The sequence below is a fragment of the Aquirufa rosea genome (assembly GCF_004118285.1).
GTDB lineage: Bacteria > Bacteroidota > Bacteroidia > Cytophagales > Spirosomataceae > Aquirufa > Aquirufa rosea.
In genome coordinates, this window is sequence record NZ_SDHY01000001.1 from 344376 (window position 1) to 364664 (window position 20289).

Annotated in this window: 19 protein-coding genes; 11 read left to right on the forward strand and 8 right to left on the reverse strand. The window is 38.4% G+C overall.

The window, feature by feature from the left end; all coding sequences use genetic code 11:
- Positions 1 to 139: 139 nt before the first annotated feature.
- The 3 genes from ESB04_RS01560 to ESB04_RS01570 are packed head-to-tail and all read right to left on the reverse strand — an operon-like array spanning position 140 to position 2434.
- A complete protein-coding gene (locus ESB04_RS01560; RefSeq protein ID WP_129025553.1) occupies positions 140 to 1009 on the reverse strand; it encodes a pirin family protein in 870 nt (289 codons plus the stop codon).
- A gap of 33 nt (positions 1010 to 1042) precedes the next feature.
- Entirely contained in the window at positions 1043 to 1474 is a 432-nt protein-coding gene (locus ESB04_RS01565; protein ID WP_129025555.1) for a GNAT family N-acetyltransferase, read from the reverse strand.
- A complete protein-coding gene (locus ESB04_RS01570; RefSeq protein WP_129025557.1) occupies positions 1475 to 2434 on the reverse strand; it encodes a PhoH family protein in 960 nt (319 codons plus the stop codon).
- Between the two features lie 107 nt (positions 2435 to 2541).
- On the opposite strand from ESB04_RS01570, the gene dnaB reads away from it, so the two are divergent.
- Positions 2542 to 4134, forward strand: a complete 1593-nt coding sequence (dnaB, locus tag ESB04_RS01575; RefSeq protein WP_129025559.1) for a replicative DNA helicase — start codon at positions 2542 to 2544, stop codon at positions 4132 to 4134.
- Here dnaB and rlmD read toward each other — a convergent pair.
- A complete protein-coding gene (gene rlmD / locus ESB04_RS01580) occupies positions 4114 to 5541 on the reverse strand; it encodes a 23S rRNA (uracil(1939)-C(5))-methyltransferase RlmD (protein ID WP_129025561.1) in 1428 nt (475 codons plus the stop codon). The genes dnaB and rlmD overlap by 21 nt on opposite strands.
- A gap of 90 nt (positions 5542 to 5631) precedes the next feature.
- On the opposite strand from rlmD, the gene ESB04_RS01585 reads away from it, so the two are divergent.
- Positions 5632 to 6438: an SDR family oxidoreductase gene (locus ESB04_RS01585; protein ID WP_129025563.1), complete on the forward strand. Its 807-nt coding sequence runs from the start codon at positions 5632 to 5634 to the stop codon at positions 6436 to 6438.
- A gap of 192 nt (positions 6439 to 6630) precedes the next feature.
- Here the strand turns inward: ESB04_RS01585 and ESB04_RS01590 are convergent, their stop codons facing one another.
- Entirely contained in the window at positions 6631 to 7011 is a 381-nt protein-coding gene (locus ESB04_RS01590) for a cyclic nucleotide-binding domain-containing protein (RefSeq protein ID WP_129025565.1), read from the reverse strand.
- Positions 7012 to 7147: 136 nt separating this feature from the next.
- Here ESB04_RS01590 and ESB04_RS01595 point away from each other — a divergent pair, with 136 nt between their 5' ends.
- The 9 genes from ESB04_RS01595 (at position 7148) to ESB04_RS01635 (ending at position 15753) form a co-directional block, all read left to right on the forward strand.
- On the forward strand, positions 7148 to 9577 hold the full coding sequence (locus tag ESB04_RS01595) for a heavy metal translocating P-type ATPase (protein ID WP_129025567.1): 2430 nt from the start codon (positions 7148 to 7150) through the stop codon (positions 9575 to 9577).
- A gap of 140 nt (positions 9578 to 9717) precedes the next feature.
- Entirely contained in the window at positions 9718 to 9861 is a 144-nt protein-coding gene (gene ccoS / locus ESB04_RS01600) for a cbb3-type cytochrome oxidase assembly protein CcoS (RefSeq protein WP_317127014.1), read from the forward strand.
- Positions 9862 to 9878: 17 nt separating this feature from the next.
- Positions 9879 to 12008 (forward strand): cytochrome-c oxidase, cbb3-type subunit I, encoded by a 2130-nt coding sequence (gene ccoN, locus ESB04_RS01605; RefSeq protein WP_129025571.1) that lies wholly within the window; start codon positions 9879 to 9881, stop codon positions 12006 to 12008.
- 4 nt (positions 12009 to 12012) lie between these two features.
- Positions 12013 to 12168, forward strand: coding sequence for a CcoQ/FixQ family Cbb3-type cytochrome c oxidase assembly chaperone (locus ESB04_RS01610; RefSeq protein ID WP_109323092.1), 156 nt, complete (start codon positions 12013 to 12015; stop codon positions 12166 to 12168).
- Positions 12169 to 12205: 37 nt separating this feature from the next.
- Entirely contained in the window at positions 12206 to 12946 is a 741-nt protein-coding gene (locus ESB04_RS01615; RefSeq protein ID WP_129025573.1) for a cbb3-type cytochrome c oxidase N-terminal domain-containing protein, read from the forward strand.
- A 21-nt stretch (positions 12947 to 12967) separates the two neighbouring features.
- Entirely contained in the window at positions 12968 to 13180 is a 213-nt protein-coding gene (locus ESB04_RS01620) for a YgaP family membrane protein (protein WP_129025575.1), read from the forward strand.
- 32 nt (positions 13181 to 13212) lie between these two features.
- On the forward strand, positions 13213 to 14616 hold the full coding sequence (ccoG, locus tag ESB04_RS01625; protein WP_129025577.1) for a cytochrome c oxidase accessory protein CcoG: 1404 nt from the start codon (positions 13213 to 13215) through the stop codon (positions 14614 to 14616).
- On the forward strand, positions 14609 to 15064 hold the full coding sequence (locus ESB04_RS01630) for a FixH family protein (RefSeq protein WP_129025579.1): 456 nt from the start codon (positions 14609 to 14611) through the stop codon (positions 15062 to 15064). The genes ccoG and ESB04_RS01630 overlap by 8 nt, the downstream gene beginning before the upstream one ends.
- Positions 15064 to 15753, forward strand: a complete 690-nt coding sequence (locus ESB04_RS01635) for a sulfite exporter TauE/SafE family protein (RefSeq protein ID WP_129025581.1) — start codon at positions 15064 to 15066, stop codon at positions 15751 to 15753. The genes ESB04_RS01630 and ESB04_RS01635 overlap by 1 nt, the downstream gene beginning before the upstream one ends.
- Here the strand turns inward: ESB04_RS01635 and ESB04_RS01640 are convergent.
- The 3 genes from ESB04_RS01640 to ESB04_RS01650 are packed head-to-tail and all read right to left on the reverse strand — an operon-like array spanning position 15747 to position 20270.
- Positions 15747 to 16814: a response regulator gene (locus tag ESB04_RS01640; RefSeq protein WP_235832156.1), complete on the reverse strand. Its 1068-nt coding sequence runs from the start codon at positions 16812 to 16814 to the stop codon at positions 15747 to 15749. The genes ESB04_RS01635 and ESB04_RS01640 overlap by 7 nt on opposite strands.
- On the reverse strand, positions 16804 to 18027 hold the full coding sequence (locus ESB04_RS01645) for a PAS domain-containing sensor histidine kinase (protein WP_129025583.1): 1224 nt from the start codon (positions 18025 to 18027) through the stop codon (positions 16804 to 16806). Before ESB04_RS01645 ends, ESB04_RS01640 begins: the two co-directional genes overlap by 11 nt.
- A gap of 50 nt (positions 18028 to 18077) precedes the next feature.
- Positions 18078 to 20270 (reverse strand): penicillin acylase family protein, encoded by a 2193-nt coding sequence (locus ESB04_RS01650; protein WP_129025585.1) that lies wholly within the window; start codon positions 20268 to 20270, stop codon positions 18078 to 18080.
- Positions 20271 to 20289 lie beyond the last annotated feature (19 nt).

The following is a 20289-nucleotide window of genomic DNA, read 5'->3' on the forward strand; positions in this document are numbered from 1 at the left end:
GAGCCCTTGCGTTGCAAGGGTTTGTATCATATACCCATATTCCAGAGCCCTTGCGTTGCAAGGGCTTTTATTGTCAGATATCTACATAGTAGTGGTCCCTTGCAGTGCATAGTAGATGCCTTGCAATGCAAGGCATCTACTATGCCAGATACCCGAATTTACCTGCATTAAAATCTTCAAAGGCTTGCATGATTTCTTGACGCGTATTCATTACAAAAGGACCATGAGCCGCAATTGGTTCTAAAATTGGCTCTCCGCTTAAAATTAACACCACGGAATCTTCCTTAGCCTCCAAAGTAAATTCTTCACCTGCATTGGCCATCAAGGCTAAATGATCCAAGGGAACATCCACTGAACCATTGACACTTGCTGCTCCTTCAATTACCAATAGACATGTATTGTAATTTGCTGGAAAAGAAAACTTTGACTGAGCACCAGCCTTCAATTTGGCATTGTACATATGTACTGGCGTGAATGTATAGGCTGGTCCTTTTTGCCCTTGATATTCTCCAGCAATTACTTCCACCAGTCCTGATTCACCTAAATCAACCTTGACGATTTCCTGATTGGAAATGGCTTGGTATTTGGGTGTGGACATTTTGTCCTTCGCAGGTAAATTCACCCACAATTGAACCATTTGAAAATCTCCACCTTCCGCACTAAAGGTTTCCTCGTGATATTCTTTATGCAATACCCCTGACGCGGCAGTCATCCATTGTACATCTCCTTCACCAATAATTCCTCCGCCGCCGCTACTATCATGATGCGCAACTCGTCCTTTGTAGGCTATGGTCACTGTTTCAAAGCCACGGTGTGGATGAACCCCAACACCTCTGGCATGCTCTGAAGGAGAGAAATAATGCTTAGATCCATAATCCAACATGATAAAGGGACTCATGCGCTGCATGTCCAAACCATATCTACTTGGAATAAAATTATGCACCCTAAATCCATCTCCCACAAAATGTACTTCGCCAGGAGGGTATACCAATTCAACAGTCTTAGTCATATTCTTAAAAATTAATAGAGAAACTAATTGTCACTAACAAGTGAGTGACATTGCCTGATGAACAATATCTGCCTCTATAAAAGTTTCACCATAGGGAAGAAATCCTAGACTAGCATATAAGGGCATGACGGTTTGCTGAGAATGAAGATAGAAATAGTGGCAATCGGGATATGTTTTTTGAGCATCCTGTATGATGTGTTTGACCATTTGACTGGCATATCCTTTTCCTCTTGCAGAACTTAAAGTAGCTATTCGCTCTATTTTAATACCCTTTTCAGTTTTACGGTAACGACCAGTAGCAACTGGCTTGGCATCTTCTAAAAGCAAAAAATGCTTTGCCTCAGCATCAGTTTGATCAAATTCCTCCGAAGGTAAACAAGCCTGCTCCAGGACAAATACCTGAATCCGAATATTAAAAACCTCGTTTATTTCTTCTAATGACTTCGCTTGAATAATCTCCACCATTTATTTCTCCTGTTTACCGTAAGCTTCAATGATTTCTCTAACTAAACGATGGCGAACCACGTCCGAACCATCTAACTCTACAAATGAAATGCCACTAATGCCTTTCAAAATATGGGCAGCTTCTCCCAAACCTGAAACTTGATTTTTAGGTAAATCTACCTGTGATTTATCTCCAGTTATAATGGTTTTAGACTGAATACCCATACGTGTTAAAAACATTTTCATTTGCATGGAAGTAGTATTTTGGGCTTCATCCAACAAAATAAATGCTTTGTTAAGCGTTCTACCACGCATGTAGGCGAGAGGGGCAATTTCAATAGTTCTATTCTCAATGTAAAATTTCAACTTTTCGGCAGGAATCATATCCTCCAAAGCATCATAAATAGGACGCAGATAAGGATCTATTTTCTCTTTTAAATCGCCTGGTAAAAATCCCAAATTTTCCCCTGCCTCTACTGCTGGTCTAGTAATAATAATTTTTTTTACCTCCTTGTTTTTCAATGCCTTAACTGCCAAAGCTACCGCAGTATATGTTTTACCCGTCCCTGCTGGTCCTATAGCAAAAACGATGTCATTTTTACTGGCAGCATCCACCAATTTTCTCTGATTAGGTGTTTTAACCTTAATGACTAAACCTTTGGTACCAAATAATAAAACGTCTTTATCTTCTACCCAAGGAGTTTCATTCTCTTCTCCAGTTGGGTTTAATATCAAATCAATGTAAGCTTTCATGTGATTGGTGGATAATGAACTATGCTTTTCTAAATGCTTGATGCATTGATTAACAATAGCTTCCACTAAAGAGATTTGGTCATCCGAACCTCGAACTGTGATTTGATCTCCTCGAGCAATGATTTTTGTTTGAGGAAAAGCTTCAGTCAATAGTGATAAATTGGCATTGGATACCCCTAGGAAATCTACTAAGGATACATCTGTTAAGGCGATAATTTTTTCTAACAAGTATGAAAAAGTTAAAGTGAAAAATATTCACTAAAATAGGTAATAATTGAAATTTAATCGGTTGCCAAGGGTGATATTTTTATCAAAATATTGTAAAATTGTAAACTATGGAATCAAACAATCCTTCATCCATTTCAAGAAAATCGAATCAAAACTTCAATCGAACTAACCAACCTGCTCGTTTGAGTGATTTAGGATTAGGTAAACTACCTCCGCAAGCCCCTGAATTAGAGGAAGCTTTGTTGGGAGCACTCATGTTGGAAAAGGAGCCTTTGGCCAACGTCATTGAATTATTAAAGCCTGAAACCTTTTATAAAGAAGCGCATCAAAAAATTTTCCAAGCGATACAAGGATTGTTCCAGGCCTCTCAGCCAGTAGATTTATTGACCGTAAATAATTATTTGAAAGTTAACGGTGATTTAGAAAAGGCAGGGGGGACAAGTTATTTGGCTCAATTAACTTCACGCGTAAGTTCCACATCCAACGTTGAATTTCACGCGAGGATTATCATTGAACAATACATTAAGCGTCAGTTAATCCATGTTTCTTCAGAAATCCAACGCTTATCCTACGAGGACACGACAGACGTATTTCAGATTTTGGATCGAATGGAACAAGAACTGTTTTCCATTGCAGAATCCAACATCCGCAAGAACTACGAAAGTATGTCGGACATCTTAAAAAAGGCGGTCGATGAATTAGAAAAGAAACAAAAGCAAAAAAGTGGGCTTACAGGTATCCCTTCGGGCTTTACTGAATTGGATCGTCATACCTCAGGCTGGCAAAAACAGGAACTTATCATCATAGCTGCTCGTCCCGGTATGGGTAAAACAGCTTTTGTCGTTTCTGCCTGTCGAAACGCAGCTTTAGATTTTGGACATGCCGTAGCCTTATTCTCCCTTGAAATGAGTTCGGTGCAATTGGTGAATCGTATCATCAGTGCAGAAGCGGAAATCGAGGCAGAAAAAATTAGAAAAGGGAAATTAGAGCCACATGAGTGGCAGCAATTACATACCAAAATCGACAAATTATTTCAGGCGCCTATTTACATAGATGATACACCTGCTTTATCAATTTTGGAATTAAGAGCCAAATGCCGTCGATTGAAAGCCCAAAAAAATATTGAATTAATCGTTATCGATTACCTACAATTGATGACAGGAGATACATCGGGTAAGGGGGCAAGTGGTAATCGTGAACAAGAAATTGCCCAAATTTCTAGAGCGTTGAAGCAATTGGCTAAAGAATTAGATGTCCCGGTGATTGCCTTATCACAGTTGAACCGTTCTACTGAAACCAGAGGTGGTAATAAAAAACCTCAACTTTCAGATTTACGTGAGTCTGGGGCCATTGAGCAAGATGCTGACCAAGTAATGTTTATCTACCGTCCTGAGTATTATGGAATTACTACGGATGAACAAGGGAATTCCATTGCTGGGATGGGAGAGATTATCATGGCTAAAAACAGGTCGGGTTCTTTGGAAAACGTTTGGCTTAAATTCATTGGTAAATTCACCAAATACTGTGACTTGGATTTCCAACCTTATGCGGATGGAAATGCAAATGGCGTATTTAACTTAAGTGAATTAGGGGATACTGCCTCTCAATTTGAACAAGGCCAAAGCGATGCTGTATTCAAAGGAAGTAAGATGAACTTACCTCCAGCCGATTTTGATCCGTTAAACGATCCCTTCGCGTAGTCGCAGTCGAACGATGTTCTCCACATGGTGTGTTTGAGGAAACATATCCACCGGATGCACCACATCTACTTGGTAAGCCTCATCTAGCCATGCCATGTCTCTTGCCTGCGTGGCAGGATTACAGCTTACATAGACGATTTTCTCCGGTAGTACTCGTAATAATTGTCGAACGACATCCTCATCCATTCCTGCTCTAGGTGGATCGGTAATGACAACTTGGGGCTTTCCATGTATGGCAATAAACTCTTCTGTTAGGAGTTTTTTCATATCGCCAGCAAAGAAAGAGGCATTTTCAATATGATTGTGGACCGCATTCATGCGAGCGTCTTGCACTGCCATTTCGACATATTCTAGCCCAACAACCTTTTTAGCGAATTTGGCTAAGAACAAGGCTATAGTACCAGTACCTGTATACAAATCATACACCAACTCGTCTCCTTGTAAATCAGCATATTCTCTGACCAATTGATACAATCTTAAAGCCTGATGGGTATTCGTTTGAAAAAAGGATTTGGGACCAATTTGAAAACGCAAATCCTCCATTTTTTCTTCTATGAAGGGTTTTCCATGAAAACAAATAACACCTAAGTCGTGGAAAGTATCGTTCCCTTTTTGGTTGACCACATAATTCAAGGAGCTAATCATTGGAAAATTACTCTTCAAATAGTTCATGATTAGGTCAATTTCCTCTTCGGTAGCATAGGCAAATTGCACCACCACCATCCATTCACCCGAACTTGAATTTCTAATGATTAGATTTCTGAGTGCCCCTTCATGTTGGTTTTTTAATTCATAAAATGAAATTCCATTGGATTCAGCAAAAACACGCACTCCATTGCGGATGGCATTAGATGGATCTGGTTGAAGGTAGCAATGATTTACCTGTAAAATTTTATCAAATCGGCCAGGAACATGAAATCCCAAGGCATTCATTGAGCCTAACATATCCTTTCCAATCTCATCTTCCGTTAACCAACGAGCCGAGGAGAATGTAAATTCAAGTTTATTGCGGTAATAATAAGTTTCTTCTGAACCTAAAATAGGTTGAAATTCAGGCAACTTAACCTTGGCTATTCGCTCCAAGTTATCCTTCACCTGTTTGTATTTAAAATTCAGTTGTGCTTGATAAGTCACATGCTGCCATTTACAGCCCCCACAAATCCCAAAATGCTCACAGGCAATTTCAGTCCTAAAAGAAGAAAGAGGCTGAATATTGATGGCTTGCGCCTGTTTAAACTTCTTTTTTGATTTTAAAACACGTAAATCGGCAATATCACCTGGTGCTACGGTACCTTGTACAAATATTACCTCATCATTAACCTTAGCTATGCATTTGGCTTCAGCAGCAAAATCTAGAATGGGAATTTGTTCTAAAACTTGGGGAATTTTATATTTTTTGGCGCTCATAATCTGAATTCTAGCGCAAAAATAGGGCTTTCATTTGGCTAGCCAATCAAATACAGGATAAAAGCTTAACTTTGAAAGCAAATTTATTGTATGAAAAACAAAGTTGTCATCATAACAGGAGCCTCATCAGGCATAGGCAAAGCATTGGCTTTTGAATTTGGAAGCAAGGGCGCCCACGTGGTCATCACGGGAAGAAATGAAAATAAACTCATGGAAGCTTTGGCTGAATTACAAGCCTTACAAATCCAGTCCACTGCCATAGTTTGTGATAGCAGTTCAGAGGAACAGACTCGCGAAATGATTGTGCAGGTGGTGAAGGAATTGGGACAAATTGATATTTTGATCAATAATGCCGGAATTTCCATGCGATCTATGTTTGAGCAGGTCGATTTAAAGGTCTTGAAACAATTGATGGACATTAATTTCTGGGGAACCGTATATGCCACACATGCAGCTTTACCTTATATCAAAAAATCCAAAGGAGGAATCATTGGTATTTCATCCATTGCAGGATATCGGGGATTACCCGTTAGAACGGGCTATTCCGCTTCTAAATTTGCCATGAATGGGTTTTTAGAAGCGTTGAGAACGGAATTATTGGAAACTGGAGTGCATGTATTAACCGCATGTCCTGGCTTTACTGCCTCTAATATTCGAAATGCATCTTTGAATTCAGAGGGGAAAATCACGGGAGACTCTATGCGTGATGAAGAAAAAATGATGTCGGCAGAGGAGGTAGCCGAAAAAATTTACCAAGCTTATCAACAAAAAAAGAAAACATTAGTACTTACATTTCAGGGCAAACTGACCGTTTTCCTAAACAAATGGATGAATGGATTGATGGATAGGTTGGTATACAATACACTTAAAAAGGAGAAAGATAGCCCGTTGAGATAATTTCTAATTATAAATTGTAGATTGTAAATTGTATGTATTGAAGGGTTTTAAGAAAATAAAGATTTTCATGATTTACAATTCTTTATGGTACAATTAAAAGCCCTGCCCGACAACATCAAGCAGGGCAGTACAACCCTTTTAACTTACCACTCTATATTATTCTGAGTTGATACTCAGCATGAAACACCAAAATCAATGCGGTACTAATTCCGTAAAAATGGACTCAAATTCTTTACTTTTCTGTTCAAAATAGGAGGGAGCAAAATCAAACTCTTGCATCAACATCAAAAAGTAATTCTTCTCGAAAACCAAAAACTTGGAAGTCTGAATCGTTTCGGCAGAAAAGGTATGTTTTTTCCCTTCCATAACTTCAGAAATACCTAAAAAAATTGGACAAGCCTGATAAATGATTCCTTCTGGGGCATTGAATGATTTCAATGAAATCTCACCGCCTTGAAAATAAAACACAAATTCAGCTTTCTGACCTTGACGAAACAGAAATTCATTAGCTAAATAGTTGATTTCTATTCCGCTAGCTAGTACTTTACGTTCTGTCTCGATCATTTGATCCATACTTCATCGAAAATTTATTTACGAAAATAGATTGACCCTTGAATTAATTTCATGACAATGCTCATGTTTTGTCCTGCTTTTTATCATTATCAAGGCAAAATTTTCATGGGAAATTTGAAAAAAGATTAAATATATAATGGAACAGCTCGTTCAAAGTCCCCAAACAAATACAAAATGCTATCACTGCGGTGAGACATTTGCGGATGAAATCGTACATTTCCAGGAAAAAGATTTTTGTTGCCAAGGATGTAAAAATGTATACGAGCTGTTGCAAGACCATGAATTAGGCACTTATTATACCTGTGATGTCAATCCGGGTATATCTCCGAGTCTTCAGAATTTTGATTATTTAAACAAGCCCGCTTTTCGGGATAAATTGATTCAATTTTCCAACCAAGACATATCCAAAGTAAGTTTTAACCTTCCTAGCATTCACTGCCGCTCTTGCCTTTATTTGTTGGAAAACTTACATAAGCTTGATTCAGGCATTGTAAAAACTCAATTGAATTTTGGAAAAAAAGAATTGAGTGTTTGGTTCCGGGAACAGGAAATCAGCCTTGGAGCCTTAGCCTCTTTGTTAGCCAAGGTTGGTTATGAACCACTTTTATCTGAAGAGTCAGAGGGAAATGAGAAGAAAAAAAGATTATCCCAACAAACACAGCTTTTCATCAAATTAGGAGTAGCAGGTTTTTGTGCTGGAAATATTATGCTTTTTAGTTTTCCAGAATACTTAGGCATTGAAGATGGAAACCTGAAGTACTTATTTGGCTATTTAAACTTGATTTTAGGCTCTATTGCCTTATTTTATTCGGGTTCCGATTATTTCAAAAACATCTGGGCACACATTAAGTTAAAAAAAATCACCATTGAGATGCCAATTCTTTTAGGTGTTTTGGTAGGTTATTCACGAAGTGTGTATGAAATTCTAAGCCATACAGGAGCGGGCTATATGGATTCGGTATCGGGCCTTTTATTCTTTTTGTTAATAGGTAAGTGGTTTCAACAAAAGTCCTTTGATTTTCTATCTTTTGAGCGAAAATACACCTCTTATTTCCCATTAGTAATTACCAAAATCATGCAGGGAAAGGAAGAAATGGCCCCATTGAGCGAAATTCAGGTGGGTGATCGTTTGCGTATTCGAAACGAGGAAATCATTCCAGCAGATGCTATTTTAATCAAAGGAAAGAGCAATATGGATTACAGTTTTGTCACGGGTGAAAGTGAATGGGTAGCCATTCAATCGGGCAACTTAATCTATGCGGGAGGAAAGCATCATGGGGAGATGATAGAAATTGAAGTTAAAAAAGATCTGCAACAAAGCCATTTGACTCAGTTATGGGAACAACAGGCATTCAAAGATCCTAGCTTTAAAGCAGAAAACTGGGAGAACTTTGCGAATCAAGTCGGAATCTATTTTACCATAGGCCTGATTACTTTAGCGACTATCGTAGCCCTTTACTGGATACAAGTAGATCCAAGCAAATGGCAAAATTCCGTAGTAAGTATCTTGGTTATAGCTTGTCCCTGTGCCTTGGCCATTTCTTACCCTTTTGCTTTGGGACATGGAGTTCGCTGGCTTTCCAAAAGTAACCTTTATGTAAAGGATATTCAGGCTTTGGAAAGAATGGGGCAGGTAGACACGGTAGTATTTGACAAAACTGGTACATTAACTTTGGCTAAATCTGAAGCACCTAACGTTTACTTACACCGTGATTTGAGCGAGAATGAATTGGATATACTTTATTCTTTGTCCCTACAGTCGACACACCCACTTTCTCGTCGACTTTGCACCTATACCCAAAGTTTTGGAGACAGAAAATTATTGTCGATTAGTTCTTTTAAAGAGGTTCCTGGCAAAGGATTAGAGGCCCGATGGAAGGAATTACATATAAAAATTGGTTCTGCTAAATTTTTAGGAATCAATCCTAATGTCTCACCGCAGGATTTCTTTAGTTCTGAATCTCAACTATTTATACAAATTGGGGATGATGCCTTGGGTTATTTGGATTTCCCTTGGGAAAACAGGGAAGGAGTAGAATTTATGCTCAGAAAGTTGCAACATCACTATGATGTCTTTTTGGTATCTGGAGACAAGACGAACCATGCTGCTAGCCTAAAAGATTGGTTTGCAACAGAAGATCACATGAAGTTTGAATGTAGTCCTATGGAAAAAATGGATTTCATCAAGCAATTACAAGCTGAGGGAAAAAAGGTAATGATGGTAGGTGATGGCCTAAATGATGCAGGAGCCTTGCAACAGGCCCATGTGGGAATAGCTGTTTCTGATGATCATTTACATTTTACTCCAGCAAGTGATGCTATTTTACAAGGCCGTTCGCTAAGTCGTCTACCTGAATTTTTGAATTTTTCAAAAAAGGCCATTACCTTGATAAAAATGAGTTTCTTGTTGTCCTTGGTGTACAACACCATAGGATTGAGTTTTGCGGTACAGGGTAATCTATCGCCATTGGTAGCAGCGATTTTAATGCCTGTTAATTCCATCAGTATGTTGATCATTGCTACTTGGGGAATGAATATATATGGCAAGCGATTGAAAACCAATTGAAATCATATTCGTATCCACCGTTAGCTGAGTAAAATCATATTTTTAACCACCAGATAAAAAGAACTTTACCTCGTAGTAAGATGTATTCGTACGCTTTCTGCAATCCTTGTTCTCTTAATTTATAGCATGTCATGGAAATAATGTATTTAATGATTTTTTTGAGTTTACTCATGGCCATTGGATTCCTATTTGCCTTTATTTGGTTTATACGATCTGGTCAGCAAGATGACTTAATTACTCCTGGTATGCGAATCCTGAATGAAGATAAAAAGACAAACAATTAATCTCAATTTAAACGCTTATGAAGTCACAAACGACTACTTTGGATCAATTTTCGTACGATAACAAAACCGTCCGAAATTTTGCCATTGCAACCATTATCTGGGGTATTGTTGGAATGCTGGTCGGGGTTATCATTGCCTCGCAGTTATTCGAACCTGCCATGAACGTCACCCAATACGGAACATTTGGTCGTATACGTCCGCTGCATACTAATGCAGTAATTTTCGCTTTTGTGGGTAATGCCATTTTTGCTGGAGTCTATTATTCCCTTCAGAGGCTACTAAAAGCACGCATGTTCAGTGACTTCCTTTCAGCTTTCCATTTCTGGGGTTGGCAATTAATCATTGTTGCAGCAGCCATCACCTTACCATTAGGTATTACGACATCCCACGAATATGCTGAGTTAGAATGGCCTATTGATATTGCCATTACCTTGGTATGGGTAGCATTTGGTATCAATATGTTTGGTACGATTATTAAGCGTAGAGAGCGTCATTTATATGTAGCGATTTGGTTTTACATTGCTACGTTTGTAACGGTTGCCGTTTTACATTTAACTAATTCCGTTCAATTACCGATCTCATTCTTAAAAAGCTATTATGTATATGCTGGTGTACAAGATGCCTTAATTCAATGGTGGTATGGTCATAATGCAGTAGCATTTTTCTTAACTACACCATTTTTAGGTTTAATGTATTACTTCTTACCTAAAATGGCGAATCGTCCAGTTTATTCTTATCGTTTATCCATTTTACACTTCTGGGCTTTGATATTCATCTATATCTGGGCGGGCCCTCACCACTTATTATACTCTAGCTTACCGGATTGGGCTCAATCTTTAGGAGTTGTTTTCTCCATCATGTTGATTGCTCCTTCTTGGGGTGGTATGATTAATGGTTTATTGACTTTACGAGGTGCATGGGATCAAGTTCGTGAAAATACGATATTGAAATTCATGGTGGTAGGTATCACCACGTATGGTATGGCCACTTTTGAAGGCCCTATGTTAAGTTTGAAAAATGTTAATGCCATTGCGCACTTTACCGACTGGATCGTAGCACACGTGCACGTAGGGGCTTTGGGTTGGAATGGATTTTTAACCTTCGCTATGTTATACTGGTTAGTACCACGGATTTTCCAAACCAGCTTGTTCTCCGAGAGATTAGTAAAAACTCACTTCTGGATTGGAACTTTAGGAATCGCCTTCTATGCTATTCCGATGTATATTTCTGGTTTCACTCAAGGGATGATGTGGAAGCAATTTACTCCAGAGGGAACTCTTCAATATGGTAACTTTTTAGATACTACTTTACAAATTATCCCTATGCACCAAATGCGTGCTTTAGGTGGTACATTATACTTAATTGGAGCTATTTTAATGGCCTACAACTTATTCAAAACGATGGCTCAAGGTAGCTTATTAGCCAATGAACCAGCCGAAGCTGCACCACTAGAGGTAATCGTTTCTGAGAAAGAAATCAAAGGTTTACATTGGCATAGTTGGATTGAGAGAAGACCTATTCAATTGTTGATTGGTTCATTAATCATGATTTTGGTAGGTTCTTTAGTCGAATTAATCCCAACTTTTATGGTCAAATCCAATGTGCCGACTATTGCAGCCGTTCAGCCTTATACTTCATTAGAATTAGAGGGTAGAGATATTTACATCCGTGAAGGTTGCGTAAGCTGTCACTCACAATTGGTTCGTCCGTTCCGTAGTGAAACTGAGCGCTATGGTGAATTCTCTAAGTCAGGTGAATTTGTCTACGATCATCCATTCTTGTGGGGTTCCAAAAGAACGGGACCAGATTTGCATCGTGAGGGCGGTAAATATCCAGATTCTTGGCATTACCACCACATGCGCGAACCAGCCTCTATGTCGCCAGGTTCTATTATGCCTGCATACGAATGGTTATATGAGCAAAGTTTGAATACTTCTCAAACTCAGGCTAAGTTAAAAGCCATGAAAGCACTGGGTGTGCCATACGATGATGTACAGATTAAAAATGCTGTTAGTGATCTAGAAGCACAATCTAAAGAAATACAGGCAAGATTAGCCGAAGAAAAAATCAAAGTAGGAGCCGATAAGGAGATTATTGCCTTGATCGCTTATTTACAAAGATTAGGTACAGACATTTCTAAAAAATAAGACCATGTTTAAGCAATTCATATCTACAATACCGGGAGCAGATTCCTACATGATTTTTTCATTATTGGTATTCCTTGTATTCTTTGTTTTGGTAGGAGTCTATTTATTCTGGATGGATAAAAAACATTTGGATAAAATGAGAAAAATGCCTCTAGAATAGGTCTAAAAGATTTTTGACAACATTTATTTATAACAATATGTTTAGTTCATTCACAGAAATTTGGTTAATCAGCTTGATATTTTTAACAAGCATTTTGATATTAATCGTAACCATGCAGCTTTCTTCTGCGCTTAAAAAATTAACTCAGGCACCTGGTCAAGTAGAAGAGGAAGCATCATTAAGCTGGTGGCAGAAATTTACCGGATTAAAACCTTTGGAAAAGGAGAAGGATCTGGAATTAGAGCATCAGTATGATGGCATCGTGGAGTTAGATAATCCTACTCCACCATGGTTCATGTACTTGTTTTACATTACCATTCTTTTCGGTATAGTCTATTTATTCTACTATCATGTGGCTCAAGATGGCAATATCCAAGAAACAGAATACAAAAATGAAGTAGCTGTTGCGGAGAAAGCAAGAGAAGAGTACATGAAAAAATTTGCAAATTCTGTAAACGAGGATAATGTAAAAGCCTTAACAGCCGCGAAAGATTTAACAGAAGGTTCAAGTATTTATACCACAAATTGTGTAGCTTGTCATGGTGATAAAGGCCAGGGCGGGGTAGGACCTAACTTGACTGACGTGTATTGGTTGCACGGTGGAACCATTAAAGATTTATTTCATACCATCACGAACGGTGTTCCAGAGAAAGGGATGATTGCATGGAATAAAACCTTAAATCCGATTCAGATTCAACAAGTTTCGTCTTATATTTTGACCTTACAAGGTACTAATCCTCCAGGGGCAAAAGAACCTCAAGGAACTGAACAAAAATAAGTCACCTAAACTTTACTCTATATGAAACAGAATGTAGGACGTACTGACCGGATTGCTCGATTTGCCGCTGCGGTAGTTTTAGCTATCCTAACCTATGCAAAAATTATTCCGGAAAATTTATCTGTTGTTGTGTATGTAGTTGCTGGCATCATTGCTTTAACTGGAATCGTTCGTTTTTGTCCCTTATACAAACCTTTTGGTATAAGCACTTGTAGAGAAAAGGCTCCATTTTAAACTAAAAGGTCCGGCAACGGACCTTCTTTTTTATGTCAAACATCAGTTTAGAAAATGATGATTTTAGAAATCATCTATATAATCAAAGCAAAGACGGAAAACGTATTTGGATTTACCCAGGTAGAATTATAGGAAGACTATATCGCCTAAGAACATATTTTTCTTACCTGTTAATGATTTTACTTTTTGGCTTACCTTGGTTGGAGCGAAAAGGTGAACCTTTGTTTCTTTTCAATATCCTAGAGCGTAAGTTCATATTTTTCGGCGTTCCATTTTTTCCTCAAGACTTCCATCTAGTTGCCTTAGGTTTGGTGGCTTCCATCATATTTATTAGTCTATTTACTGTTTTATTTGGTCGTGTTTGGTGCGGATGGGCTTGCCCACAAACCATATTTATGGAAATGCTCTTCCGAAAAATCGAATATTGGATAGATGGAGACGACAAAGCCCAAAAAAGACTAGATGCCGCACCTTGGGATAGTAGTAAGATCATTAAACGCGTCAGTAAACACAGCCTATTCCTTATTTTATCATTTGCCATTTCCAATACGTTTTTAATGTATATCGTGGGTAAAAAAGAGTGGCTTAAGTTAGTCACCGAATCTCCTTTAGATCATTTGGCAGGTTTATTTGCTATCATTCTATTTACGGGAACTTTCTATTTTGTTTTTGCCCGTTTCAGAGAGTTAGTATGTATTGTGGTTTGCCCTTATGGTCGTTTACAGGGAGTTTTACTGGACAATAATTCCATATTAGTTTCCTATGACCATAAACGAGGAGAACCTAGAGGAAAAATACAAAAAGGTCAAGATCTTAGTCATCAAGGAGATTGTATTGACTGCCATTGGTGTGTACGAGTTTGTCCTACGGGAATTGATATTCGAAATGGATCCAATCAGTTAGAATGCATCGGTTGTACATCTTGTATAGATGCCTGCGATGAGGTGATGGAGAAAATCAATAAGCCCAAGAATTTAATACGCTATGATTCGGTCAATGGAATCAATGAACAGAAGAAATTGAAATTCAACTTGAGAATTGGAGCATACAGCACCGTATTATTATTATTAATTGGTGCCATTGCCTTCTTGTTATTGACAAGAAGCCCATGGGAAACAACCCTGCTAAGAACCCCTGGAATGACCTTCCAATTAGACGAAAAGAAGAAGGAAGTAAGTAATTTGTATAGCATTGAAATTTTGAACAAATCATTGGATTTACAAGATTTGCAGTTCCAAATCCCAGCCCCAATGCGCATACAATGGGTAGGAGCTCCTCCAAAGGCCATTGAACCAGGTAAAATGGTGAAATCTGAGTTTTTCATTAAAGCTCCTATGGGCGTTTGGAAAAGCAAGGATAAAATAACTATTGAGATTAAAAATAGAGAGGGATATACAGAGGTAATTAAAACTAGATTTATACAGCCTGATGAGTAACAACACAAATAAAACATGGAATTGGGGACATGCCATAGTGGGCGTTTTTATCCTATTTGGCGCATTTATGGCCTATTTTTATGTCAATATGACACATGAAAAAGTAGAATTAGTGGGCGACCACTACTATGAAGATGGGCAGAAATTTCAAATGAAAATTGATCAAAAAAAGGAAGCTGCACTTTTAAGCAAAAAAGTGGAATTACAATTTAACGCGGCCTCTCATGAAGTTAAACTGAGTATTCTACCAGGTAGTCATGATCTTAAAGTCAATTTCTTCCGACCTTCTTCAGCGTCTCAAGATAAGGTATTCTCCTTGGCTACACCTCAGGATAGTACTTGGACTATTCCTGGTGAATTCTTGACCAAAGGTCCATGGAAAATCACGTTAGAGTGGATGATTTCTGATAAAAAATACCTCACAGAATATCGAATTATCGTTCCCTGATGCATACTTGGTACCTGAGCTTTTTTATTGGTTTAGCTGGAAGCTGGCATTGTATTGCCATGTGTGGGCCTATCATGCTGCATGTCAGACAAAAAAATCAGCGATTAGCTAATGTAAGCACAGTGATGTACCAATTTGGTCGTATACTGACCTATAGTTTGATGGGATTAGTTGTCGCCAGTTTGGGGTCCATTTGGATTTTCCCTAACTGGTGGCATCTGTATTATATCGTTGCAGGTTTGATTTTATTATTCCTTTCCATCGGAAAACTAAAAGATAGCTATTTTGATTTCTTATATCGCTGGATCGGCAAACCCTTGCAGCAATCAGGCAGGGGATTAGGGACATGGGGGCATTTCCTATTAGGAATGGGCAATGGATTGCTACCTTGTGGGTTAGTAACTGGGGGACTTAGTATAGCTTTAATTCAACCTAGCCCGATTGGGGGCGCTTTAACGATGTTCGTTTTTGGAATAAGTACCTTACCTGCTATTACTGCAGCTATCTTGAGTTTAGATTGGCTAGAAAAAAGGCAAAGTAATGCCTTGCGTTATGTTAAATTATTAAGCTGGGCGGTGGCTATCATACTACTTTTCAGAGGAGCTTGGGGTATTGGAATGAGTCAATCCAATTACCTTAAAAACTCGTCCCTTAGCCCCATTATTTGCCATCCATTTTCGGCTCAATAACGCAAATTTGCTAGCTTAGATACATCCAAAAGTGTCATTTCGCTTCCGCGAATTTCTAGCAATCCTTCCTTTTTAAAATCACTTAAAGTACGAATGACCGTTTCAGTGGCAGTTCCAACTCTAGAAGCCAAATCTTCACGAGATAAACGTATTACCACCGGACCATTTCCAATGTTTCCATAGGTCTTGGCTAATTCAACTAATGCCATAGAAACGCGTAGTCGTAAGGACTGGTAAGCCATTGAAACCAAAATTTTCTCATTTTTCATGAGATAGCTGGTCAGTGCCTTTCTGAAATAAATTTCCAAATGAATATTTTGTTTCAATAAATCCTTGAATTCATTGGAAGAAATACTCAAAATAACCGATTCCTCTAAAGCTTCAGCTGTTTCCCGATAACTTTGGTTCTCCAGCATATCCACGTAACCAAAAAAATCACCTTCTTTGATAAAAGAAGTGATAAAATATTTACCCTCACGGTTGGTATGATAGGTTTTTATTTTACCTTTTTCTAAAAAATACAAGCGAGATGGAGTATCTCCTTCCGAATATATACTCTGCTTTTTTTGTAAATGGTGCGTTCTTTTTTCAATCTCATAATGTGAAAAATCCAGAAAATCCAAGGCTTTTTGAGCTAAGGATACTTCTGAATCCAATTCGACATCTAGCGAACTACCTGTCATCAGAAGGGATTTCTTTTTTAATCTAGTCTCAATGGAACGCAATAATTCAACTTCTTGAAAAGGCTTGGTTAAAAAATCATCAGCCCCCATTTCCATGCCTTTACGCATGTCTGAACGGTCCGTTTTGGCCGTTAAAAAAATAAAGGGAACCTGAGATAATTTCTCGTGTTTAGAAAATACCTGCAAAACTCCAAAACCATCCAAATGAGGCATCATGATATCACAAATAACCAAATCCGGGAGATTTTGCTGTGCCAAACGAACCCCTTCAATTCCATCCGAGGCGGTTTCTACTACATAACCAGATAATTCTAAAAGTTCGGCAGTATTTTCTCGGATATCGTCACTATCCTCTATAAGAAGTATTTTATTCATCATGGTTCAGTTTCGGTATTTCAATGGTAAGTTGAGTGCCTTGGTTAAGTTCTGACTCCAAAGTCATTCGTCCTTGAATTAATTCCAAATATCGGTCAATTAAATGTAAACCCAAACCAGTACCAGGAATCACCGTGGCATTACTACCTCGGAAGAATCGCTCAAACAAATGTTTTTTATCCTCATCACTGATGCCTATACCTCTATCTTTAATATTGATTTTCAGTAAGTTATTTTCCTCTCTAACGATTAATTCCACATTTTCATTGGAAAATTTTAAGGCATTAGAAAGGGCATTTAATAAGATTTTTCTAATTACTGATTCATCGCTTACCCAAGTTTCTGAGGCCTTGAAATCCAAATTAATTTTTTGATTGACCTTTTTATAAGGAATTAAGTCGGATTTAATTTCCATAAATAATGACTCCAATTCAATCGTGGAAACATGAATTTGGACATTCCCTGATTCTAGTTTTCCCACAGATAAAAATTCCTCCAAAATCATGGTCAAATGATTGACAGAAGCCTTTATACGTCGAATATGCTGCTCTCTTTTGTCTTGTTCTTCCGCCTTTTGATATTTTTCCAAGAGGGTGGCAGAGCTCAAAATAGAGGTTAAAGGAGTTCTAAATTCATGCGAGGCCATTGATACGAAACGGGTTTTCAAATCACCCAATTCCTTTTCTTTCTGCAAAGCATTTTCTAATTCAATGGTATTTGCCTCCAATTGTTCTAAGGTATTCTGAAGGGCTTGGGTTCTTGACTTCACTTCCTCCTCCAAGGTCTCATTGAGTTGATTTATTTCTTGATTCTTCAAAATCAACTCCATTTCAACCTTTCTTTTTAGGGTAACATCACTGATAAAAGCAATGTAGAACATTTGTCCATCCTCTCGAAAATGACTCAGACTGATCTCTACTGGGAAAAGTGATTCATCCTTTCGCTTGGCTTTTAAGTCCAAACCTGCCCCCATAGGCCTATCTTGCGGATGGGACGCATATTTAGCTTGATGGTCATGATGTCTTGATCTAAGGTGATTAGGAATCAGAATTTCGATATTCTTGCCTTTGAGCTCATGGGGTTCATATCCAAATAAACGATCGGCAAAAGGATTGGTCAAAACGATATTACTGGAAGCATCTGTCACTAGAATACCAATAGCTGCTTCATTGAAGATGGCCTCATATTGAAATCTAGAAATTACAAGTGTTGACATACGCTTTTTAAACCTTCTAATTTACAAATTTTGACTAATAACCAAGGCATTTAAGGATGATAAGATGACTTCTGATGTTTCAAAACATCCTTTAAATAAAAATGTACATCCTTAAATTTACCTTCTGTGTAATTAGACGCCTGATCAAAAAAATGGGGGGAATTTTTGTCGCCACTTTGTCCTCCTGCCAACAAAGATTTAGCCTTGATTGTAGGACCGAATTCCACCGCACAAATAAAACTATTTCCATTAATTCCATACCATTTTCGGGTATTAGGGAAGGGTTTACTATTGTAGGAGGGAAGCATACCCCAAGTAGAAGAAGCAAAAGGCACAGGGAAACTTGATTGAACATCATCAAATGTAAAATCAACCTGATTATCAATCCTTTGCAATCGATTGATTGCTCCCCAAGGTAGATTCCATTTACCCCAGGTTTTGGTCAAATCTGCCAAAACATTTTCCAATACCTGACACATTTCTTCCTCTTTTCCAGCAGCAAGGTAGGCTTCTATACTTTGAATCATGTCACTTTCACCCCCAAACAACACCTTTCTTGGAATCTTGGCTAGAATCTTTTGTCCCCAATGGACAGCTAAAGTTTGTGCAACAGAATTTACAGAGACGTAATAATTCCAGTTACGAAGCGTATCCATGGCCGATGTAAAATCAGTAGAATTTGCTATCCGTTTATCTCCAGCTTTAACTAGGGCAGGAATCAATAACTCAAATGCAGTCAATTTACGGTCATAGCCTAAACGAATCAGACTTTCCAAATCCAATTTTCCTGGACTGGAAAATAGCCTCACTGCATTTCTATCGCGGAAATTTTCCCCATCGGGAGCCATATATACGGGGTATTGGTCTCTCTTAGGACTAGAGAAACCAGCTACCGTAAAAGGAGTGGAGTTACAATTTTGAATCCATGCGCTCTTAGGATCTATAGTCTGTACGATTTCCGATAAGGCATGCAGGCCCTTCCAATCTAGTTCGGAACGAGTACCATCTTGTACTTTTGACCAATCAATATCCGGCTTTCTCTTAGGAACAAAATTTCCATGCCAATAAGCAATTCGACCGTTTTTACCGGCATACACCGTGTTATTAGAAGTATTGGCGCGCATGTTCATGACTTTTTGGAAAGATTCAAAACTAGTGGTTTTAGTTCTAGCCCAACTTTGAATCAAGCTCTTCATGGAACGATTATATGACCTCACTGAAATCCATTTTCCATCCCTTTGAGCCATAATTGGCCCCCGATGGTTGAAATATGCATTTATGTTGATAGGCTCTTTATCTCGCGACTTTAATTGAATGGTTTGTTCCTTCATGGGCAACCATTTACCATCCAACAAATATTCCATTCCCTTAGAACCTTCCCGAGTGGTTTCCGCATAATTATCCGCCACATCCACCTGGCTAGAGTTGTGCATCCAACCGCCGTATGGGTTAAAACCCTGATAAACAAAAAATTGTCCCCAAGTCACCGCTCCATACACCTGTAATCCCTCCTGACTGTTTACATGAACCTCCGGTCTAAAATAGAAAGTTACGTGTGGATTAATGTAAAATAAAGAATTCCCTGATTTCGATTTGGCAGGACCTACCGCAAAGCCATTGGAGCCTGTTAAATCTGCCTCAGGGTCATGAGGATTGATTTTCTGATATGTCAATCGCTGGCCATTTAAACCATAAAATTGGGCCACTTCCGACTGATTCACACTTCCGGTAGATATGGCACCAATGCTCCCATCTGTCCAAAGTAGGGGATACCAAGGCTCAAAATGAGTTAATAAGGCGGGTTTTACTTCTGGATGCTTGGCTAGATAGTAATTGATTCCATCAGCATAGGCATTCAATAATTTCTTTAACCAGACTGGGCTATTTTTATAATCTTGTTTTGCTTCTTCTTGACTGATTATCAGCCGGATATATAAATCATTGGCCCATTCTTTGGATCCAAAAACCTCTGCTCTTCTTCCTAATTTTTCGATGTAATTCATTTCTACCCGCATGAAATCATCTTCACACTGCGCATACAACAGCCCAAAAACTGCATCTGCATCAGATTTTCCATAAATGTGCGGTACTCCATATTCATCACGTATGATTTTTACCCGTTTAGCCTGTTCTTTCCATGCCTTCCATTGTTTTGAAGGAAAAGCGGAAACTATGGATGTAATAAAGGCTAGTATTAAGAGGAAAGAATACCGAAATAAAGAATGAGTTAATTTAGAATTCATAGTTTAGCTGTTGATTAAG

What these genes read in the sequence shown, in the direction of transcription:
- ESB04_RS01630 (WP_129025579.1), top strand. Translation starts at nt 14,609, where the DNA reads ATGAGTAACAACACAAATAAAACATGGAATTGGGGACATGCCATAGTG.
- dnaB (WP_129025559.1), top strand. Translation starts at nt 2,542, where the DNA reads ATGGAATCAAACAATCCTTCATCCATTTCAAGAAAATCGAATCAAAAC.
- ESB04_RS01640 (WP_235832156.1), bottom strand. Translation starts at nt 16,814, where the DNA reads ATGATGAATAAAATACTTCTTATAGAGGATAGTGACGATATCCGAGAA.
- ESB04_RS01595 (WP_129025567.1), top strand. Translation starts at nt 7,148, where the DNA reads ATGGAACAGCTCGTTCAAAGTCCCCAAACAAATACAAAATGCTATCAC.
- ESB04_RS01590 (WP_129025565.1), bottom strand. Translation starts at nt 7,011, where the DNA reads ATGGATCAAATGATCGAGACAGAACGTAAAGTACTAGCTAGCGGAATA.
- ccoG (WP_129025577.1), top strand. Translation starts at nt 13,213, where the DNA reads ATGTCAAACATCAGTTTAGAAAATGATGATTTTAGAAATCATCTATAT.
- ESB04_RS01615 (WP_129025573.1), top strand. Translation starts at nt 12,206, where the DNA reads ATGTTTAGTTCATTCACAGAAATTTGGTTAATCAGCTTGATATTTTTA.
- ESB04_RS01645 (WP_129025583.1), bottom strand. Translation starts at nt 18,027, where the DNA reads ATGTCAACACTTGTAATTTCTAGATTTCAATATGAGGCCATCTTCAAT.
- ESB04_RS01585 (WP_129025563.1), top strand. Translation starts at nt 5,632, where the DNA reads ATGAAAAACAAAGTTGTCATCATAACAGGAGCCTCATCAGGCATAGGC.
- ESB04_RS01620 (WP_129025575.1), top strand. Translation starts at nt 12,968, where the DNA reads ATGAAACAGAATGTAGGACGTACTGACCGGATTGCTCGATTTGCCGCT.
- ESB04_RS01560 (WP_129025553.1), bottom strand. Translation starts at nt 1,009, where the DNA reads ATGACTAAGACTGTTGAATTGGTATACCCTCCTGGCGAAGTACATTTT.
- ESB04_RS01650 (WP_129025585.1), bottom strand. Translation starts at nt 20,270, where the DNA reads ATGAATTCTAAATTAACTCATTCTTTATTTCGGTATTCTTTCCTCTTA.
- ccoS (WP_317127014.1), top strand. Translation starts at nt 9,718, where the DNA reads ATGTATTTAATGATTTTTTTGAGTTTACTCATGGCCATTGGATTCCTA.
- ESB04_RS01635 (WP_129025581.1), top strand. Translation starts at nt 15,064, where the DNA reads ATGCATACTTGGTACCTGAGCTTTTTTATTGGTTTAGCTGGAAGCTGG.
- ccoN (WP_129025571.1), top strand. Translation starts at nt 9,879, where the DNA reads ATGAAGTCACAAACGACTACTTTGGATCAATTTTCGTACGATAACAAA.
- ESB04_RS01610 (WP_109323092.1), top strand. Translation starts at nt 12,013, where the DNA reads ATGTTTAAGCAATTCATATCTACAATACCGGGAGCAGATTCCTACATG.
- rlmD (WP_129025561.1), bottom strand. Translation starts at nt 5,541, where the DNA reads ATGAGCGCCAAAAAATATAAAATTCCCCAAGTTTTAGAACAAATTCCC.
- ESB04_RS01565 (WP_129025555.1), bottom strand. Translation starts at nt 1,474, where the DNA reads ATGGTGGAGATTATTCAAGCGAAGTCATTAGAAGAAATAAACGAGGTT.